Below are 15,744 nucleotides of genomic sequence, written 5' to 3' on the forward strand. Positions count from 1 at the left end.
TGAGGGATGGTGCAGGACAAAGCTCAACGAGAGCAGAGACGCACGGACATCTTGGCAGCCCTTGCGCGAGGTGGGCAATGCGTGCCGCAGTTCCTGGGCTCGACGGCTGCTGCCCCGCTCCTACTCCTCCTGCGATTCGATGGCTTCCGTGCCCCGGCCCAGGCCGCGCAGCGCGAGCGCGTGCAGTTGGCGGAGATCCTCTCGGCCGGGGTGAGCCGACAGGAGCGCGGCCAGGTCATGCGCGGCCTGCTCGAAGCGGCCCAGTTCCAGGTCGAGTTCGGCACGGGTGACGCACAAAGTGATCCGGAGGGACCTCAGTTCGGTGCGCGCGGTGCTCGCCGCCGGACCGGGAACGCCGTCCAAGGGGTCTCCCTCCCAGAGATCGAGGGCGTACTGGACGGTGTCTCGAGCCGTCTCGGTGTCCCCGTCCTCCCGGCGGAACTTCGCCCTGTCCGCGAGTTCTGTGCAGCGGTTCACGTCGATGGCCCGGGGGCTCGTGTGCAGGGCGTAGCCGCCGCCGGTGGTAGCGAGGACCCCGGGTCCCAGGGCGCTCCGTAGGCGGGAGGCGTGGAGGGCCAGGTCCCGCGCGGGGTGCTCCGGGAGTCGCTCTCCCCACATTCCTTCCATCAGCTCCGCGTACGTCACGGTCCTGCCGCTCCTCAGTAGCAGCATGCACAACAGTGCCTGCTCCTGAGGGGAGTTGAGGGGGAGGGTGTGTTCCTCCCGGGTGATCCGTACCGGACCCAGAAGGCGGTAGCGGTCACGGTCGGCCACGGTCGAACTCAGCACCTTGTCGAATGAGGCGGACAGAAGAAGGTTCCTGCCGTGGCGCTGCTCGTCGAGATCCTGAGAGCGCAGGCCGGTGACGGCCTCCGTGAACAGCGCGCGAAACGTCCTGCGTTCCGTCGGCTGCTCGGTCTCCGCCGACGGATGCTCGTGTGACGCCGTCCCCCCGGACAGTTCGGCCAGCAGCCGTCCGAGATCACCGAGATCGTCCGACTCGCCTCCCCTGGGGGTCTGCCCGAGGGCGAACCGAGTGACCTTGACGGTGCCGTCCGGGCACACCATGAGGCAGTTCGGGGTGAGTCGGCCATGTGTCAGGCCACGGCCATGCACCACCGCGATGCCCTTCGCCACCTGGTGTGCCAGTGAGGCGAGCATCCAGTACGGCAGCCGGAAGCCTCCCTCGGCGGTGAGTTCGGCCAGCGTGACTCCTTCCATGAACTCCGTGACAAGCCAAGGGGTGCGGTCATCGACGCCGAAGTCGTGGACACTGACCACGTTGGGATGCCGGACATCGGCGAGCGCCCGTGCGTTGCCCAGGAAGGTCTGGTGCCCATCCGGCGCGGCGTCGTACCGGTAGACCGCCACGGCGCGCCCCGTCCGTGAGTCCTCCGCCTGCCACACCCGCGAGCCATGCCCCAGCTCTCGTACGAGCCGATATCTGTCCAGCACCGGCCGCACGTCCTCCGGGACGGCCCCGCCCAGCCGCTGTACGGTCTCCTCGCGCACCATCGCGATCGGCTCGCCCTGTGCGGTGGCGCCCCCGCCCCCCGGGGCCGCCACTCGGAACTCCCCGGGTACCACACCTGCCCGAGTGTCGATCAACGCGCCTACACGGGCGACGAGTTCGGCGGTGCGGGAGCGAGCCGTGCGGGGCAGCGTGCGCAGCAGAAGCTCCCGCACCCCGGGCCGGAAGGCGTACGATCCCGCCGGTCCCGGGACTGTCGTGAGCACGCCGCTGAGGATCACCTCCGCAAGATGCTGTGCCCGCGGGTTCGTCTCGATGGCGGCCTGGACCAGCCGCATGACCGGCAACTCGGGACGTGCGACAGCGAGATGGCCCGCGAGACGGAAGGCCTCCGGGGAGGCGAGGGAGCGGAAGCGGAGGAGGAGTTCCCCCGGGGAGAGCCGCTCCACGTCGCCGCGGCCCTGGTCGTCGACCGGTGAGAGTGGCGGAGCGGCCCCCAGCAGGGCGGTGGCGCCCGGCAGCCAGTCCGTCCCGATCAGGAGCCGTGCCCAGTTCGCGAGCCAAGGGGCCGAGGGCTCCAGGACCGGGAGGGGAAGTGACCTGGTGCCCGCACTCCCCATGACGTAGGAGTCCACGTGGTACGAGGAGTTGGGCGCCGCCGACTGCGGCGCGTTGATCCACGCCGTGGCAGCGGGCAATGCCGTCGTGCGCCAAAGGCGTTCCGGGATCGGCTGAATCAGCGCGACGGGCATACGAGTGGCCCAGCGGCGCAGTGTGCGGTACCAGCGGTCACCTGCGATGCCCTCTCGCCACTGCGGGCCCATGCAGTCGGTCAGCACGAGGGTGACCGTGCGGCCGTCGGCGCAGGGTTCAGTCGCCTCGGAGGGGCGCACCGTGCCGTCGGCCGTGATCCGGCGCAGTTCCACGGTGCGGAAGACGCCCGATTGGATGAGCGCGGTGTGAAGTTCACGGAGGAGGGAGCGCCACACAGGCATGGTCGGGCCGGAGTCGTACACGAGGTGCAGGGTGAGCCAGCGCTCGGTCGCGGGGCGCAGGACGGGCAGCCACCATTCGGGAGCCCCGTCGAGGCGGGCAATGTGGTGGGCGGTTGCCTCCTCGTCCAGTTCCAGGCCGACAGGGGCCGGGACTAGACGTTTCAGGGGGCGCAGGGCGCGTTGGAGAGCGAGCGGGTGGGACAACATCGGAGGAGCCGGGGCGAGCAGGGAGGTGTGCGGGCGGGTCCGTGCCTCCGGGGCGCGAGAGGCGTCCGGCAGGCGCAGGGGGACCCGGACGTCCTGGACCTTGGGCGGTTCGGTCCGCAGGCCGGGTTCCGGTGATGTCGCCCGTGCACCGGGACCCGACTCTTGCGGCGGGTCCGCGGCCGGGGGCTCAGTGAACGGAACGGTGGTGGATGCCTCGGTGGACTCGATGTGCCCTGCGAGCCACAGCAGTTCGGCCAGTTCCACGGAGGTCGGCTGCCCGGCACCGCCCCTCGCCTCGGCGAGCAGGCGGGCGAGATGTCCGACGCCCGTCGCGGGACGGCTCGCACCGTCACCTTGCTCCCCTCGTCCGTCCGCCGCGGCTCCGTCCGCCGTCGAACCGCTCATGAGTTCACCGTCGCCCCCGGGCCGTCCGCTCGATCTCGCCGGTTCAGAAGTCGTCCGCCTCGTCCCGAAGCCGGCTCAGATACGGCATCAACTGCTCGGCCAGCTCATCCCGCGACGCGGCGTCGATACCCGCGGTCCCGGTCAGATAGATGGCGTTGAGCAACTGATCAGTCGCCAGTTCACCATCAGTGGCCCGTGCGAGGAAACGGTCGATCAGCGTCCGTGCGTATGCGTCCGGTTCGCCCAGGTGCGCGCGCACGATCCCCTCCAGGTGGGCATCGCGAGGCTGCTGGAGTTCCAATCGCACGCACCGTCGCAGAAAGGCTGGTGGGAACTCCCGCTCGCCGTTGCTGGTCAGCACCACGAACGGGAATGCCCGGCACCGCACTCGGCCTCGTGACACCGTCACTCTGTCATCCGTGCCGTCGATCATCACCTCGGCCGACGGCGTGTGGCGCGTGGCGCGGACCAGTTCCGGGATCTCGTACTGGCCTTCCTCCAGGATGTTCAGGAGATCGTTCGGCAGGTCCATGTCGCTCTTGTCGATCTCGTCGATCAGCAGGGCACGGGGGCGGGCGTAGGGCAGCAGGGCGGTGCCGAGCGGCCCGAGGCGCAGGTGGTCCTGGAGTTCGCTGTCGGGCGGGACCTCGCGCACGGCGGTGCGGCCGGCCGCGTACAGCCGTGACAGCGGGTCGTACTGGTAGAGGCCATCGTGGAGTGTCGTTCGGCTGGTGATGTTCCAGCGGAGAACCGGGCCGAGCCTCAACTCCCGTGCCACTGCGTACGCGAGGCTCGACTTGCCGGTCCCGGGCGGTCCGGTCACCAGCAGGGGGCGTCGCAGATAGAGCGCCGCGTTGACGAGTTGGACCACGCGGTCGGTGGTGAGGTAGGTACGGGCGCGGTGTGCGCGGTCCGGGGAGGTCGCCGATGGGTCCTCGTCCTCGGCGGGCGTCGCCAGCTCGGGACCGCCGTCGAAGGCACGCCAGGGTGGCGGCGGGGGCAGGCGCTCGATGCTGTCGTGGGGTTCTCTCGTACCCGTGAAGACGGGCCACAGCGACATCGCTTCTCCTCGTCCGGGCTCGGGTCAGCCAACGGGGGTGTGCTGGTAGCCGACCGGATCGGGCAGGCATCTGGGGTCTTCCCACAGCAGTGCCAGGTCGAAGGCCCAGTGCGGCTCGTTCGGCTCGGCAATGTACGCGGTCTCCCGCAACTCATGGACGTAGGCGGGGAGTTCCGCTGGTGGCATGCCTGTGAGGTGTTCGGCGAGGCGGTCCAGGAAGGCCGTGCCTCGGCAGTCCTCGTGCGACGGGCCGCCGCGGCAGCCGGTCCGGGGCCACAGCATCACCGGTGCGGCGGCGTTCAAGGTCGCGTGGAACAGCCGCTGGGCGCCCACCGCGCGCGGCGGGGCGCCGAAGCCCACGATGTCCGTGCTGCGACGCAACCCGACGGTCAGGGTCCGCGGATCCTGACCGAGGGATCCGCAGCCGACACGGTGCAGCCGCGCCGCGGGCTGGGCGTCGATCTGCTGCCACTTCTGCCGCAGCTTGTGCTGGAGGCCGAAGTCGCGCCGACGCTCCAGGCCCATGACGACGAGCGGGGCGAAACAGCCGAGCGGGCTGTCGTCGTCGGGACTGCGCTGCCAGTGCGCGACGTCCAGGTTGAGCCAGCGGCGCGGGAGAACGAAGGCGATCAGCTCCCGTGCTCCCGGTTCGAGCTCGTGGTATGCCTCGTCCAAGCGCTCCAGGGCGTAGGCGCGGACACGCTCGGCCGGCAGACGACGCGAGCCCACCACACGGCGGTGACGACCGTTGTAGGCGGACACTTCGACGAGGAGTTGGTGGTCGCCGCAGCCGCTGGGCGCGATTTCGACGAGGATGGGTGACCAGGATCGGGCGGTCTCGGCCTTCCGGGCGGGCGCGGTCCCGTTCCGCGCGTCCGGCCACGACCGCAGTGCGAAGCGCGTCGGCGCGTCTTCGACGAAGTCGGCCAGCCGTGCCGTGAACCGGGCGACCGCTTCAGGGTCGGGAACCTCGTACAGCAGATACCAGGCCACGTCCCACAAGCAGCTGAAGCCGGACAGTGGCGGCAGTGGCCCCAATCGGCCCACGGCGTCGCGGTAGAGCCGCTCGGGGCCGCACTCCAGACCACCTTGCTGCTGGGAGGCGGCTTCGACCAGCAGTCGTAGCCGCTCCTTCTGCGGGCCGTCGTACTCCGGTGTCGGGATCAGGTCGGCCAGACGCGGCCAGTAGCGAGCCATGACGTGGGCGGGAAGCATCCGGCCGTTGCGGATTCCGGAGTCGCGCGCGGCCGCCGAGACCATGCCGACGACCCGGCCGGTGTCCGCGAGCGTCACCGCGGCGCCGCTGAACCCGGGCACGAGTGGTTGCCCGTGTGCGGCCCATGCCTCCAACTGCACCCATTCCCCGGCGATCAACTGGTCGGTGGTGGCCCTGTACTCGGCAAGCGTCCCTTCGTCGTAGTGCTTCGGGAAGCCGTAGACGAGCAGCTTGCGCGGCGGATCTCCGTACGCCTCGGTGGGTGCGGCGAACACCGCCGGCTTGATGGTGACTTGACGATCGAGCTCGAGTACCGCGAGATCTCCGAGATCGGTGTCACGGCCGTCCCAACCGCCGTGGGCGATGACGCGAGCGGCGATCGCCTCACCTGTGCCCTGCGCGAAGGAGACGCTCACCCCCTCCGTGCTGCTCCCGGCCACGACATGCGCGCAGGTCAGCACAAGCCGGTCGGAGACCAGGAAACCGGCACCGGTGTCGCGTCCACAGCGGATCCTGGCGTGCCAGGAGGCGCTGGTCATGAGGCCGGGGAGGTCACCGGGGAGTCGGCGGACTGCCCGGGCGACCAGGAGAGCTTGATCACGAGATGGCCCTCGATGGAGGTCTTCGCGATGAGCGCGCCCGCCTCCGCCGTGAGCTTCACGCCGAACTCGATCTCCACGGCGTCGGGCCGGAGCGAGCCGTCCCGGAAGACCCGCAGCGCGGACTCGGCAGCCTCGCGCACACCGTCCAGCGAGTCCTCGAAGGTACGGGTCGCCTGGACCGTTCCGTCGGCTCGTCGGGCGACCAGGTGGGAGCCCGAGTCGTCCTCAGCGGTCTCGACGGCGATCACGGCGCCGTCGTTGGTCCTGAACTCCACCAAGCCGTCCATGGCGCCCCCCGTGCTCCGTAACTCCCGGCCAGCCTCATTGTGACGGACGACACTCAGGGTTGTCCCGGTTTCGGACCGTGCGTTCAGCTGGACAGTGACAGTCCGTTCAGGAGCACTTCGGCCACGTTCTCCGCGTAGAGCCGCACGCGCGTCTCCTCTGTCGACGTCGTCTCCGGATTCATCTTCGAGGCGAGCGCGATCTGGCCGTAGAGCGCGGATCCGCCCGAAGTGAGCAGGAAGTAGAAGGTCTCGTAGGGGATTCTTTTGATTCTGCCCTGTTCGTGCAGAAGTTCAAATACGGGAATGTAGCGTGCTCTTATCGGCTCGATGTAGTTGTGGTAGAGATAATCGAGCCGATCCGTGGCGGCCGCGCCTTCCAGCGTGACAAGGCGGGCCAGATAGGGGCGCGTTGCCGAGTACTCGATGAAATTCCGGATCAGCATTCTCAATCGCACCATGGGGTCGGCCGATTCATCGTCCGAGGCCACCAGATAATCCACGAGAGGGCGAAAGGCCCAGTCGACGGCCGCCTGCCACAGTTTCGCCTTCGATCCGAAGCGTTGGTAGAGCAGATTGCGGCTGACGCCCAGCTCGTCATTTACTGTCCGCAGCGACACTCCGTTGTATCCATGCACCGAGAAAGCTTCGATCGCGGCGGCCATGACCTGGTCGGTCGGGGCGAGTCGCGCGTCTTTGGGCGGACGTCCTCGTGGGCGGGTGACGCGGGGCGGAATATCAGGCATGAGGCCAGCTTAGCGGCCCCTCCTCTCCTCCGTGGGGGGCGGAGGAGAGGAGGGGAGAAGCAGGCGGACAAGGCGGCTGTTCCTTTACCGTGTGAGCCTGTCGACAGGCTTGAACTTCGCTTCGCCGCCCTCGAGGTTCGTATTGAGGAATGCGTGACGATCGCGACGGTTGACTTGGTCGATCCAGCCGGCCACGCCGGGGACGTTCCGGCGCAGGGTCTCGCGCGTGAGGTTTCCGGGCACCCGGGCGAGAGGAGCGAAGCGCCACAGGCCGGTGTCGGGCAGGCCCGTATTCCGATAGCTTTCCCCGCCCAGGTAGAAGCGCGCATGACCGAGCTGTGCTTTATAGCGCAGCCTGCCGTAGACCTGGCGCAGCCCCTTCGCGCCCTCCGGGGGAAGGTAGGTGTCCATGAACGACCGGCACAGTTCGCGGGAGTCGTCGTCGATCTTCGGCTGCTCCGAAAGCCCGAGCAGCAGGTTGGCCTTGAAGCCCTCGGCCACCGTCTCCGGGTACCACGGTGCGTCGACGCCCATGAGGTATCCGACATAGCGCCAGTGATGCATCATCGCCTCGACGTCGGCGTCGGTGGGGCGGTAGCCGAGCAGCTTCAGCTGCATTCCGGGCGCGAACGAGCTGAGCAGCAGGGTCCCGGTCTGTGCGAACTGGCTGATGGGCATGCCCAGCCGGGCCCGGTCCCACTCGGGGTGCGGCAGCAGGGTGTGCCGGATCATCGAGTGCAGGACACGCACGAACACCGCCGAGCGGCGTCCCACGGCACCGGGTCGCATGGCCCCGGGCTCGGTGGTGTCGGTCCAGAGCCGGGAGGTCTCCACGAACCGGCCGAACGCCGACCCGCCGGTGTAGGCGCCGGTCAGCGCGAGCGGCTTGGCTACGGTCTCCAGGCCGTACGCGTTGAACGTGGACATTCCGAAGAACGGGTACAGCTCCTTGTACCGCCGGAAGACCTCCGCACCGTGCTCGACCTTGTCCCAGTCCACCCACTTGGGCTCGGTGTTGATCTGGTCGAACAGTGCCACCAGTTCCGGGGACGGATCGCTGACGCTCTTGATGCCGCCGTGCAGCGCCAGCTCGACGTCCTTGCGCGCGCGGGACTTGCCCTTGGGAGAGGCGAAGCAGGCGTCGATGTAGGCGTCACCGAGCCGGTCTCCGGTGTTCATGGCCCGCCCGAAGGCCTTCGCCAGGTCTTCGGGGACGTCGAGCCGGCACTTGGCGTAGCGTTCCAGTTGCGCCTTGAACGCCTGGCCCTTGGGGCTCGCGGCCGTCTCGAAGTACGTGAAGATCGTGGGGATCGCCACTTCGGTCGGCTGCGTCGTCGACTGCGTCATTGATCTCACCGCTTTCAGGTGGTTGGGGTGTTTCCGGCGGCCAGGTCGCCCGCCAGGCCGCGGGCGACGCGGAGGGCGGCAGTTTCATCGGCCAGGGATGTGTCGCGGCGCAGCAGTCCGGTGATGAACGCCGCGCCGCGCAGGTCTCGTCGGGGCGGCCCCAGCAGCACATGGGTGTGGGGACTGCCCTCGCCGAGCGAGTAGGTGTAGACCCGGTGCGAGCCGGTCACTCGCGTCACCGCGGCGCTCAACCGGGCAAGGAGCGGGCCGAGTTCGGCGGCCTCGGCGCCGTCCAGATCCGCGAGTCCCTCGGTGTGCCGCAGCGTCTGGACCGCGACCCAGCCCGGCGCCGGCAGCGCCGGATGCGTGGACACTCCCCAGTGCCCCGTCCGCATCAGCCAGCCGGGATCCGCGTCCGCGAGCGCGACGGCCCGTGCGCAGAGAAGGCAGCCTTCGCCCGTCATGCCTCCTCCCTCCGCATTCCGGCATGCGGAGGCGCGATCGTGCTGGTCAGCGTGCCGATCCTGGCAAGCGTGACCGACACCACGTCGCCCGCCGCCAGGTATCGTCCGTCCGCGATGCCGGTCCCTGCGGGGGTCCCGGTGAGGAGCACGTCACCGGCTTCCAGGGTGAGGAACGAGCTTACGTACGCCAGGAGTTGAGGCACCGAGAAGATGAGCTCGGCCGTCGAGGAGCGCTGGCGTACGACACCGTTGACCTCGGTGGTGAGGTCCAGCGTGTCGTGCAGGCGCAGTTCGTCGGCGGTGAGCAGGGCGGGCCCGAGCGGCTTGAAACCGTCGAACCCCTTGGCGAGGGCCGGGCTGGCCATCGCGAGTGCCGGATTCTCGCCCAACTGGACGTCACGCGCGGAGAGATCGTTCGCGACCGTCCCGCCCGCGACGAAGTCCCAGGCGTCCGCCTCGGGGATGTCACGGCCGGTGCGCCCGATCACGATGGCCAACTCGCCCTCGTGGTCGACCCGCTCCGGCGCGGACTCCGGCAGGTGGACGACGGCGCCCGGGGCGGTGACGGCGGATCCGGGGATCAGGTGGAAGCGGGGAAGGGCGGGCGGCGGGCTGCCCGTCTCGGCCGCGTGGTCCCGGTAGTTGAGGCCGATGACGACGATCTTGCCCGGACGCCTCACCGGGGGCGCGAAGGTGGCTTGCTCCGGGCTGATCTCCTTGCCGAGCCGCAGGCCCGCCACCTCGGCCAGCCGGCCCTCGACGACGAAGTCCTCCAGCGATCGGCCGGGGGCGTCCAGAAGGTGCAGTCCGTGGGGACCGACCCGCGCGATGCCGTCGCCGGTCTGCGCGAGCAGCATGATGTTCTCCGTTCCTCAGCTCGTGAGTTCCCGAGCGTCCGGGTGCCTGGCCGACCGGCCGACGACCTGGTCCACCAGCGCGTCGGGGTCCGCGGGGCAGGCCTCACCGCGCCAGGCGACGATGCCGTCGGGGCGTACGAGCGCGATGGCGCACCCGTACACCTGGCGGGCGCCGTCCGCGCCGACCCACTCCTCGTCGAGGGGGATTGCGCGGGTGCGGAATGCCCGGGCCAGGGCCCCGCTGTCCACGGCGGGGGCGAGGTTCAGCAGGGCGAAGCGCCCGCGGAAGAGGTCGAGTACGGAGCTCCCGTCGGCCAGTGGGACATGCGGTGCGCGATGCCCGGGGCGTGCGGTGGGCACGTACTCCTCCGGGTCGGCGGGGGGCTCCGGGGTCCCGTCGGAGACGATGAGCGGCGACTGCGGGCAGCGCCCGCCGAGTTGGACGCCGAGCGAGCGCCACTCGGTCTGACGGGTGGCCACGATTCGCTCGCCGACCAGGTCGCGCGCCTCCTTTTGAGCCGGGTCGTCCAGTGCCGGGTCGGGCAGGATCGCGTTGTCCGCACGGTAGTTGTGCCATGCACGGCGGACCATGCGCTCGGCATGCGGGCGGCGCTCCGCCGTGTACGTGTCGAGCAGGTCATCCGGAGCCCAGCCGCGCAGTACGCCCTCCAGCTTCCAGCCGAGGTTGGCCACGTCGCCGAGACCGGTGTTCATCCCGTGCCCGCCCGAGGGCCACATGCGGTGCGCGGAATCGCCCGCCAGCAGCACATGGCCCGACCGGAAGGACTCGGCCACCACCGCGTCGCCGCTCCACTCCCGGGCGTCGAGCACCTCGACCTCCGAGGCCGGCCGGTCGAGCGCGTCGGCGACGGTGGCACGCACCTCGGCGGCGGCGGGCGACTCGCCGTCCGCGAGTGGATAGGTGACCCGCCACAGGTCACCGCCGTCGAGTGAACCGAGAATCATGCGACGGGGGTTGAGCAGGTAGTACTGCACGGCCGGGGCGTGCGGAATGCGTGCCCGCAGCCCGGGAAGACTGACGAAGGCCCCCTGCCAGCGGGCCCGGACATCGGCCGAGTCCCGCAGTGACTCGATGCCCAGGGCCTTGCGGACCGGAGAGGCCGCGCCGTCGCACGCCACCAGATAGCGGGCCCGCACGGTCCTGCGGCCGTACGCCTGCGAGGAGAGCCGTACGGTGACACCGTGCGTGCCGTCGTCGAACGCGTCGCACGTCCACCGGTGGCGCAGGTCCACCGTGGTCTCGGCGGCGGCGCGTTCCCGCAGGGCGAGGTCGAACCAGAACTTCGGCCACCACACGCCGCCTTCGGGGCTCAGTCCGTGTGTGGTGTCGCGCCGGTCCGCGTTGCAGGGGCGGGGGAAGCGGGCCAGTTCGTACGTGGTCATGCGGGAGACGAAGGAGATGTCCCGCCGCGCGTCGGCGGGGAAGCCGCTGCGCAGTACGGCGGAGTCGGCGATGCCCCAACGGCGCAGGAGTTCCATGGACGCGGTGTCGATGGACTCCGCTGTCGGGTAGCGGACCACGCCGTCGTCGCGCTCGACGAGGAGCACGGACAGCCGGCGGGAGCCCAGTTCGATGGCGGCCGCAAGGCCCACCGGACCGCCGCCGACGATCACCACGTCGTACGTCGTGTCGTCCGGGAGGTTGCCGGTGGGGCCCGGCTCCGAGGTGAGTCTCATCGTTCCCAGACCAATGCGCGCAGGTCCCGGCCGGCCTCGCGGCCCTTGAGCAGACGCTCCGGGTCGAGCGGGAAGCCGCCCGGGTTGCTCTGGAACTCCTCGGTCGCCATGAAGTCCCGCATCTCCTGCTGCGAGGAGAAGTTGAGCGACGACAGCTCGACGCGGTTCCCGTCCGGGTCGAGGTAGTAGAAGCTGGTCCCCGGGCCGTGGTTGGACGCCTCGACCGGAAGGAAGCCGGCCGCCTTGAGGGTGCTGTAGAGATCCAGCAGGGCGTCGGCGGTCGGTGTCCGCAGCTGGAAGTGGTGCAGTCCGCGCGAGGACCTGCCCGGCCCGAGGTCCGTGCACTCGAAGACGGCGATGCGCTCGGTGTAGGGATGGTCGAAGTAGAAGTCGAAGAAGCAGATGCGCGACGGCTCGTCCGGGTCGTCGGACGGGGGCGGTGTCATCTCCACGCCGCGCGGCTGATCGAGCAGCAGCGAGTAGAAGTCACAGAGGCGGTCGTAGTCGGTCGTCCGCAGTACGACCTCGGACAGACGAATCCCTGACATTGTCTTTCGTCCTTGCCTGATAAGGGAGTTGGCGGCTCGTAGGGGGTCGGCGGTTCAGTGGACGAGGACGGCCTTGACGGCAGCCCCCGAACGCACCTCGTCGACGGCCTTGTTGATGTCGTCCAGTGCGTAGGTGCGGATCATGGCCTCCAGCGGGAAGCGGCCTTTGCCGTGGAGGTCGAGGATGCGGGGAACGAGTACGGCCGGGGCCTGGTGGCCGACGATCGAACCCGCCACGGTGCGTCCTTCGAGGAGCGCGAGCGCGCTGGTGCGCAGGTCCGCGTCCGGAGCGACTCCGAGGATCGCGGCACTCCCCAACGGGGCGAGCGCGGCAACGGCCTGCGACATCACCTCGGGCACGCCGCTGGACTCCACGCTGAAGTCCACGCCCGGTCCGCCGGTCAGCTCCCGTATCCGCTCGACGGCGAGAGCGTCGGTGGCGTCGACCACGTCGGTCGCGCCCAGGTGGGCGGCGAGGTCGAGCCGCGCGGAGTGCGGGTCGGTCACGATGATCCGTGCGGCACCCGCCGCCGCGGCCGCCATGACCGCGCTCAGCCCGACGGCTCCCGCGCCGAAGACGGCCACCGTGCTGCCGGGCGAGACCTTCAGCAGGTTCCAGACCGCGCCGGCGCCGGTGATGACACCGCAGCCGAGGGGCGCGAGCACGTGATCGGGTACGTCCGTCTCGCCGACCTTGATCAGGCTGCTGGGGCGGCACAGCCCGTATCCGGCGAAGGACGACTGTCCGAAGAAGTGATCGTGCACGGACTCGCCCGAGGCGTCGCGCAGTCCGACGGAGCCGTCGGCCCGCTGGGCACCGAAGTTCAGCGGGAAGTGGAGGGGGCAGTACGCGGGCCGTCCGCTGAGGCAGTTCCGGCAGGTGCCGCAGTAGCTGAAGCTGGCCACCACCCGGTCACCGGGCCCGAGCCCGGTGACGGCCGAGCCGACGGCCTCCACCACGCCGGCCCCCTCGTGTCCGGCGACGACCGGGAGAGGCGTGGGCATACGTCCGGCCGCCACCTCCAGGTCCGTATGGCACAGTCCGGCCGCGGTGAAGCGAACCAGCACCTCGTCCGGGCGGGGATCGCCGATGCTCAGCTCCTCCAGCGCGAAGGGATCGTCGCTGTCCGGCCGGCACACCGCCGCTTTCACACTGTTCATGGCAAGCCCTTCGGGGGGTGTGGCAGGTTCATCGGAGCGTGATCGGCTGGAGTCCGGGGAAGTGCGGGCCCACGAGTGGCGTGTCCATGGCGCGCAGCGTCTCCAGCCAGAGCGCCCGCGTGGTCGCCGCGGCCGTGTCGTCCCAGTCGAAGCCGCAGCGCCAGTGCGGGTGGTCCAGTGCCGCCGGGTGGTGGAAGAGGTCACCGACCATGGCGAGGCTCTGGCCCCCCGAATCGATGAGGGCGACTGAGGCCCCCGGGGTGTGGCCCGGCGCGTGCACGAGACGCAGCCAGTCGTACGGCGAGACGGAGTCGCCTTCCCACAGCACGGCCGCGTCCCGCAGCGGAGCGACCTTGCCGCGCACGGCTTCGTCGGCCTCCCCGTCCACGAAGTGCTTCCAGTCCTCGGCATGGATGTGATGCCTGGCCTGGGGAAACGTGGGCACGCCCGCCGTGGACGCCCAGCCCACATGGTCGATGTGCAGATGGCTGAGGACCACATCGGTCACGGAGTCGAGCGGGCAGTCCAGCTTTTCCAGCCGCTCCGGCAGGAGTTCGCGGAGCGGGGGCAGTTCGCCGTCGGGCAGCAGCTGCGGGGCGAGCCCGCCGCCCAGGTCGAAGAGGACGCGATGTCCTCTCCGGTCCGTGGCCAGGAATCCGCCGAAGGGGATCTGAAGCATCCCGTGCGGGTCGAGGACGCCGGGCAGCGCCTGCCAGACGGACATCGGAACGTCCGGGTAGAGCAGGTTCGGCGGCATCGGTATGACGCCGTCGGTGAGGGGTTCGACTGTCACATCACCTATCTGCATGCCTCGACCGTAATCATTAAAGTGTCGAGCGTCAATTTATTGCCTGCCACGGATGGGGCCGTGCTGGTCTCGCTCGGGCATCTAGGGCGACTATAAATTGACGGGTGACATTTTGCTGCCTAGGCTCGGCGGCACACCACAGAGCAGAGGAGCACCGTCGTGCCTGGTCAACGGATTGATGTGCACACTCATGGCGTCTCGGACGAGGCGATGTTGGCGATCGCGGGCCGGGGCTTCCGGCCGACCGGCGGATACCGCATCTCGGTGCGATGGACGCCCGAGGCCGCGCTCGCCTACATGGACAGGCAGGAGATCGCCGCCCAGCTCGTGTCCATGCCGATCTCGTTCGCGGGGGCGGACGACGACCCGGACTTCGGGACGCGCCTGGCCCGCCTGATCAATGAAGGGCATGCCGAACTGATCGCGAAGCATCCCGGCCGCTTCGGAGCCTTCGCGACGCTCCCGGCGGACGGTCCCGACGAGGCGCTGACGGAAGTCACCTACGCACTGGACGAGCTGAGGCTCGACGGAGTGGTGCTGACCTCGAACGTGCTGGGGCGCTACTTCGGTGATCCGTCCCTCGAACCCGTACTCGCCGAGCTGGCGCGGCGCGAAGTGCCGGTCTTCGTCCACCCCGAGGACTGCCCGCACATCGACGTCCTCGGCTTCGGCCGGCCGAGCTCGATCGTCGAGTTCCCCTTCGACACGGCGCGCACCATCACCAACGCTCTGTACACCGGCGTCTTCCAGCGGCATCCCGGGCTACGGCTGATCCTGGCGCACTGCGGAGGGGCGCTGCCCACGCTCGGCCGGCGGATCGGCGAGCACACCGTCATGGGACGGGGGCCTGCGGACGCGGACATCGATCCGGGGCACGTGGCGGAGGTGCTGCGCGGGCTCTACTACGAGACGGCGCTGGCCGGAAGCCGCAACTCCCTGCTGCCGACGCTCGAAGTGACCTCGGTCGACCACATCCTGTTCGGCACCGACTGGCCCGCGGCTCCGGAACCCACGGTCGTGCGCAACATCGACAACCTCACCGGCTTCGACGGCTTCACCAAGGACGAGCTCCGGGGTGTGGAGCGCGACAACGCGCTCAGGCTGTTCCCGAGGCTCGCCTGAGCCCCTCGTCGACACGGTCCGGGTGGTCGTTGCCGCAGCGGCCGAACTCCCGCACGTGGTCACGTAGTTCTTGCCGACGGCGAACGGCGAACAGGTTGCGACGCGGCGGTGGCGTCATCTCGCTCGGCGACATCCTCGCCGTCCCGCCCGTACGCGCGGCACGCGACCGCGGCCTGCTCAAGGCCCGTGGCCGAACCACGTCCTGTACCTGGTCGGCTACGGCGACTGGACCGGGCCGGCCTCCGTCACACTGATCGGCGTCGGCCGGCCCGCGAGGGGCGCGGCCCGCGCGGTCGCGGAGCTCGTCCGCTGATCCCAGCCAAGGGGCTGGCGATGCCCATGGTCCTATGGTGGCCCGTCCCCGTGACGGCCATCAGGCGATCTTCAGCATCTGTGCCATGGCAGCCACCACCGACGGCTCCACTCGGTAGTACACCCAGGTGCCGCGCCGCTCGGAGGCCAGCAGCCCGGCCTCCTTCAGTTTCCTCAGGTGGTGGGAGACAGTCGGCTGGGAGACGCCGACGTCGGAGATGTCGCACACGCACGCCTCGCCGCCCTCGTGCGAGGCGACCAGCGAGAACAGCCGCAGCCGCACCGGGTCGCCGAGCGCCTTGAACATCGCCGCGGTCCGCTCCGCCTCCTCGGCGCTCAGTGGACGCTCCGTCAGCGGCGGGCAGCATGGCGCCACTGCTTCAGCAGTCCCAGGTTCGAGCAGCGGCAGAACCTTCGTATTCGACATATGTCTATGTTGAC

General features: G+C 69.8%; 14 protein-coding genes. 1 reads left to right on the forward strand and 13 read right to left on the reverse strand.

Annotated features, from left to right (window positions below; genetic code table 11):
- Window positions 1-120 precede the first annotated feature (120 nt).
- The 12 genes from ACIQTP_RS14415 to ACIQTP_RS14470 form a co-directional block, all read right to left on the reverse strand.
- Window positions 121-3,078: an SAV_2336 N-terminal domain-related protein gene (locus tag ACIQTP_RS14415; protein ID WP_403399721.1), complete on the reverse strand. Its 2,958-nt coding sequence runs from the start codon at window positions 3,076-3,078 to the stop codon at window positions 121-123.
- A gap of 43 nt (window positions 3,079-3,121) precedes the next feature.
- Window positions 3,122-4,138 (reverse strand): AAA family ATPase, encoded by a 1,017-nt coding sequence (locus tag ACIQTP_RS14420; RefSeq protein WP_403399723.1) that lies wholly within the window; start codon window positions 4,136-4,138, stop codon window positions 3,122-3,124.
- 24 nt (window positions 4,139-4,162) lie between these two features.
- Window positions 4,163-5,893 (reverse strand): trypsin-like peptidase domain-containing protein, encoded by a 1,731-nt coding sequence (locus ACIQTP_RS14425; RefSeq protein ID WP_403399725.1) that lies wholly within the window; start codon window positions 5,891-5,893, stop codon window positions 4,163-4,165.
- Window positions 5,890-6,243, reverse strand: a complete 354-nt coding sequence (locus tag ACIQTP_RS14430) for a CU044_2847 family protein (RefSeq protein ID WP_402037994.1) — start codon at window positions 6,241-6,243, stop codon at window positions 5,890-5,892. The genes ACIQTP_RS14425 and ACIQTP_RS14430 overlap by 4 nt, the downstream gene beginning before the upstream one ends.
- A gap of 83 nt (window positions 6,244-6,326) precedes the next feature.
- The gene (locus tag ACIQTP_RS14435) at window positions 6,327-6,986 is read right to left on the reverse strand and encodes a TetR/AcrR family transcriptional regulator (protein ID WP_403399727.1); all 660 of its coding nucleotides are present in this window, start codon (window positions 6,984-6,986) and stop codon (window positions 6,327-6,329) included.
- 84 nt (window positions 6,987-7,070) lie between these two features.
- Window positions 7,071-8,333, reverse strand: coding sequence for an oxygenase MpaB family protein (locus ACIQTP_RS14440; protein ID WP_403399729.1), 1,263 nt, complete (start codon window positions 8,331-8,333; stop codon window positions 7,071-7,073).
- A gap of 14 nt (window positions 8,334-8,347) precedes the next feature.
- Window positions 8,348-8,797, reverse strand: a complete 450-nt coding sequence (locus ACIQTP_RS14445; protein WP_403399732.1) for a hypothetical protein — start codon at window positions 8,795-8,797, stop codon at window positions 8,348-8,350.
- Window positions 8,794-9,654 (reverse strand): fumarylacetoacetate hydrolase family protein, encoded by an 861-nt coding sequence (locus tag ACIQTP_RS14450; RefSeq protein WP_403399734.1) that lies wholly within the window; start codon window positions 9,652-9,654, stop codon window positions 8,794-8,796. The genes ACIQTP_RS14445 and ACIQTP_RS14450 overlap by 4 nt, the downstream gene beginning before the upstream one ends.
- Window positions 9,655-9,669: 15 nt before the next feature.
- On the reverse strand, window positions 9,670-11,352 hold the full coding sequence (locus ACIQTP_RS14455; RefSeq protein WP_403399735.1) for an FAD-dependent monooxygenase: 1,683 nt from the start codon (window positions 11,350-11,352) through the stop codon (window positions 9,670-9,672).
- Window positions 11,349-11,900 (reverse strand): VOC family protein, encoded by a 552-nt coding sequence (locus ACIQTP_RS14460; protein ID WP_403399738.1) that lies wholly within the window; start codon window positions 11,898-11,900, stop codon window positions 11,349-11,351. The genes ACIQTP_RS14455 and ACIQTP_RS14460 overlap by 4 nt, the downstream gene beginning before the upstream one ends.
- A 54-nt stretch (window positions 11,901-11,954) precedes the next feature.
- Window positions 11,955-13,061 carry an NAD(P)-dependent alcohol dehydrogenase gene (locus ACIQTP_RS14465; protein WP_403399740.1) on the reverse strand — a complete coding sequence of 369 codons (1,107 nt, stop codon included), beginning with the start codon at window positions 13,059-13,061 and terminating at the stop codon, window positions 11,955-11,957.
- 28 nt (window positions 13,062-13,089) lie between these two features.
- The gene (locus ACIQTP_RS14470) at window positions 13,090-13,869 is read right to left on the reverse strand and encodes an MBL fold metallo-hydrolase (RefSeq protein ID WP_403399741.1); all 780 of its coding nucleotides are present in this window, start codon (window positions 13,867-13,869) and stop codon (window positions 13,090-13,092) included.
- Window positions 13,870-14,028: 159 nt separating this feature from the next.
- On the opposite strand from ACIQTP_RS14470, the gene ACIQTP_RS14475 reads away from it, so the two are divergent.
- Window positions 14,029-14,991, forward strand: a complete 963-nt coding sequence (locus ACIQTP_RS14475; RefSeq protein WP_403399743.1) for an amidohydrolase family protein — start codon at window positions 14,029-14,031, stop codon at window positions 14,989-14,991.
- Between the two features lie 373 nt (window positions 14,992-15,364).
- Here the strand turns inward: ACIQTP_RS14475 and ACIQTP_RS14480 are convergent, their stop codons facing one another.
- A complete protein-coding gene (locus tag ACIQTP_RS14480) occupies window positions 15,365-15,730 on the reverse strand; it encodes an ArsR/SmtB family transcription factor (RefSeq protein WP_403399745.1) in 366 nt (121 codons plus the stop codon).
- Window positions 15,731-15,744: the final 14 nt, after the last annotated feature.

Origin of the sequence: Streptomyces sp. NPDC090798, from assembly GCF_044768965.1 — a bacterium.
Taxonomy (GTDB): Bacteria; Actinomycetota; Actinomycetes; order Streptomycetales; family Streptomycetaceae; genus Streptomyces.

Coding starts and splice junctions, on each gene's coding strand:
- ACIQTP_RS14435 (WP_403399727.1), bottom strand. CDS start 6,986: ATGCCTGATATTCCGCCCCGCGTCACCCGCCCACGAGGACGTCCGCCC.
- ACIQTP_RS14425 (WP_403399725.1), bottom strand. CDS start 5,893: ATGACCAGCGCCTCCTGGCACGCCAGGATCCGCTGTGGACGCGACACC.
- ACIQTP_RS14450 (WP_403399734.1), bottom strand. CDS start 9,654: ATGCTGCTCGCGCAGACCGGCGACGGCATCGCGCGGGTCGGTCCCCAC.
- ACIQTP_RS14460 (WP_403399738.1), bottom strand. CDS start 11,900: ATGTCAGGGATTCGTCTGTCCGAGGTCGTACTGCGGACGACCGACTAC.
- ACIQTP_RS14445 (WP_403399732.1), bottom strand. CDS start 8,797: ATGACGGGCGAAGGCTGCCTTCTCTGCGCACGGGCCGTCGCGCTCGCG.
- ACIQTP_RS14480 (WP_403399745.1), bottom strand. CDS start 15,730: ATGTCGAATACGAAGGTTCTGCCGCTGCTCGAACCTGGGACTGCTGAA.
- ACIQTP_RS14415 (WP_403399721.1), bottom strand. CDS start 3,078: ATGAGCGGTTCGACGGCGGACGGAGCCGCGGCGGACGGACGAGGGGAG.
- ACIQTP_RS14455 (WP_403399735.1), bottom strand. CDS start 11,352: ATGAGACTCACCTCGGAGCCGGGCCCCACCGGCAACCTCCCGGACGAC.
- ACIQTP_RS14420 (WP_403399723.1), bottom strand. CDS start 4,138: ATGTCGCTGTGGCCCGTCTTCACGGGTACGAGAGAACCCCACGACAGC.
- ACIQTP_RS14465 (WP_403399740.1), bottom strand. CDS start 13,061: ATGAACAGTGTGAAAGCGGCGGTGTGCCGGCCGGACAGCGACGATCCC.
- ACIQTP_RS14430 (WP_402037994.1), bottom strand. CDS start 6,243: ATGGACGGCTTGGTGGAGTTCAGGACCAACGACGGCGCCGTGATCGCC.
- ACIQTP_RS14470 (WP_403399741.1), bottom strand. CDS start 13,869: ATGCAGATAGGTGATGTGACAGTCGAACCCCTCACCGACGGCGTCATA.
- ACIQTP_RS14440 (WP_403399729.1), bottom strand. CDS start 8,333: ATGACGCAGTCGACGACGCAGCCGACCGAAGTGGCGATCCCCACGATC.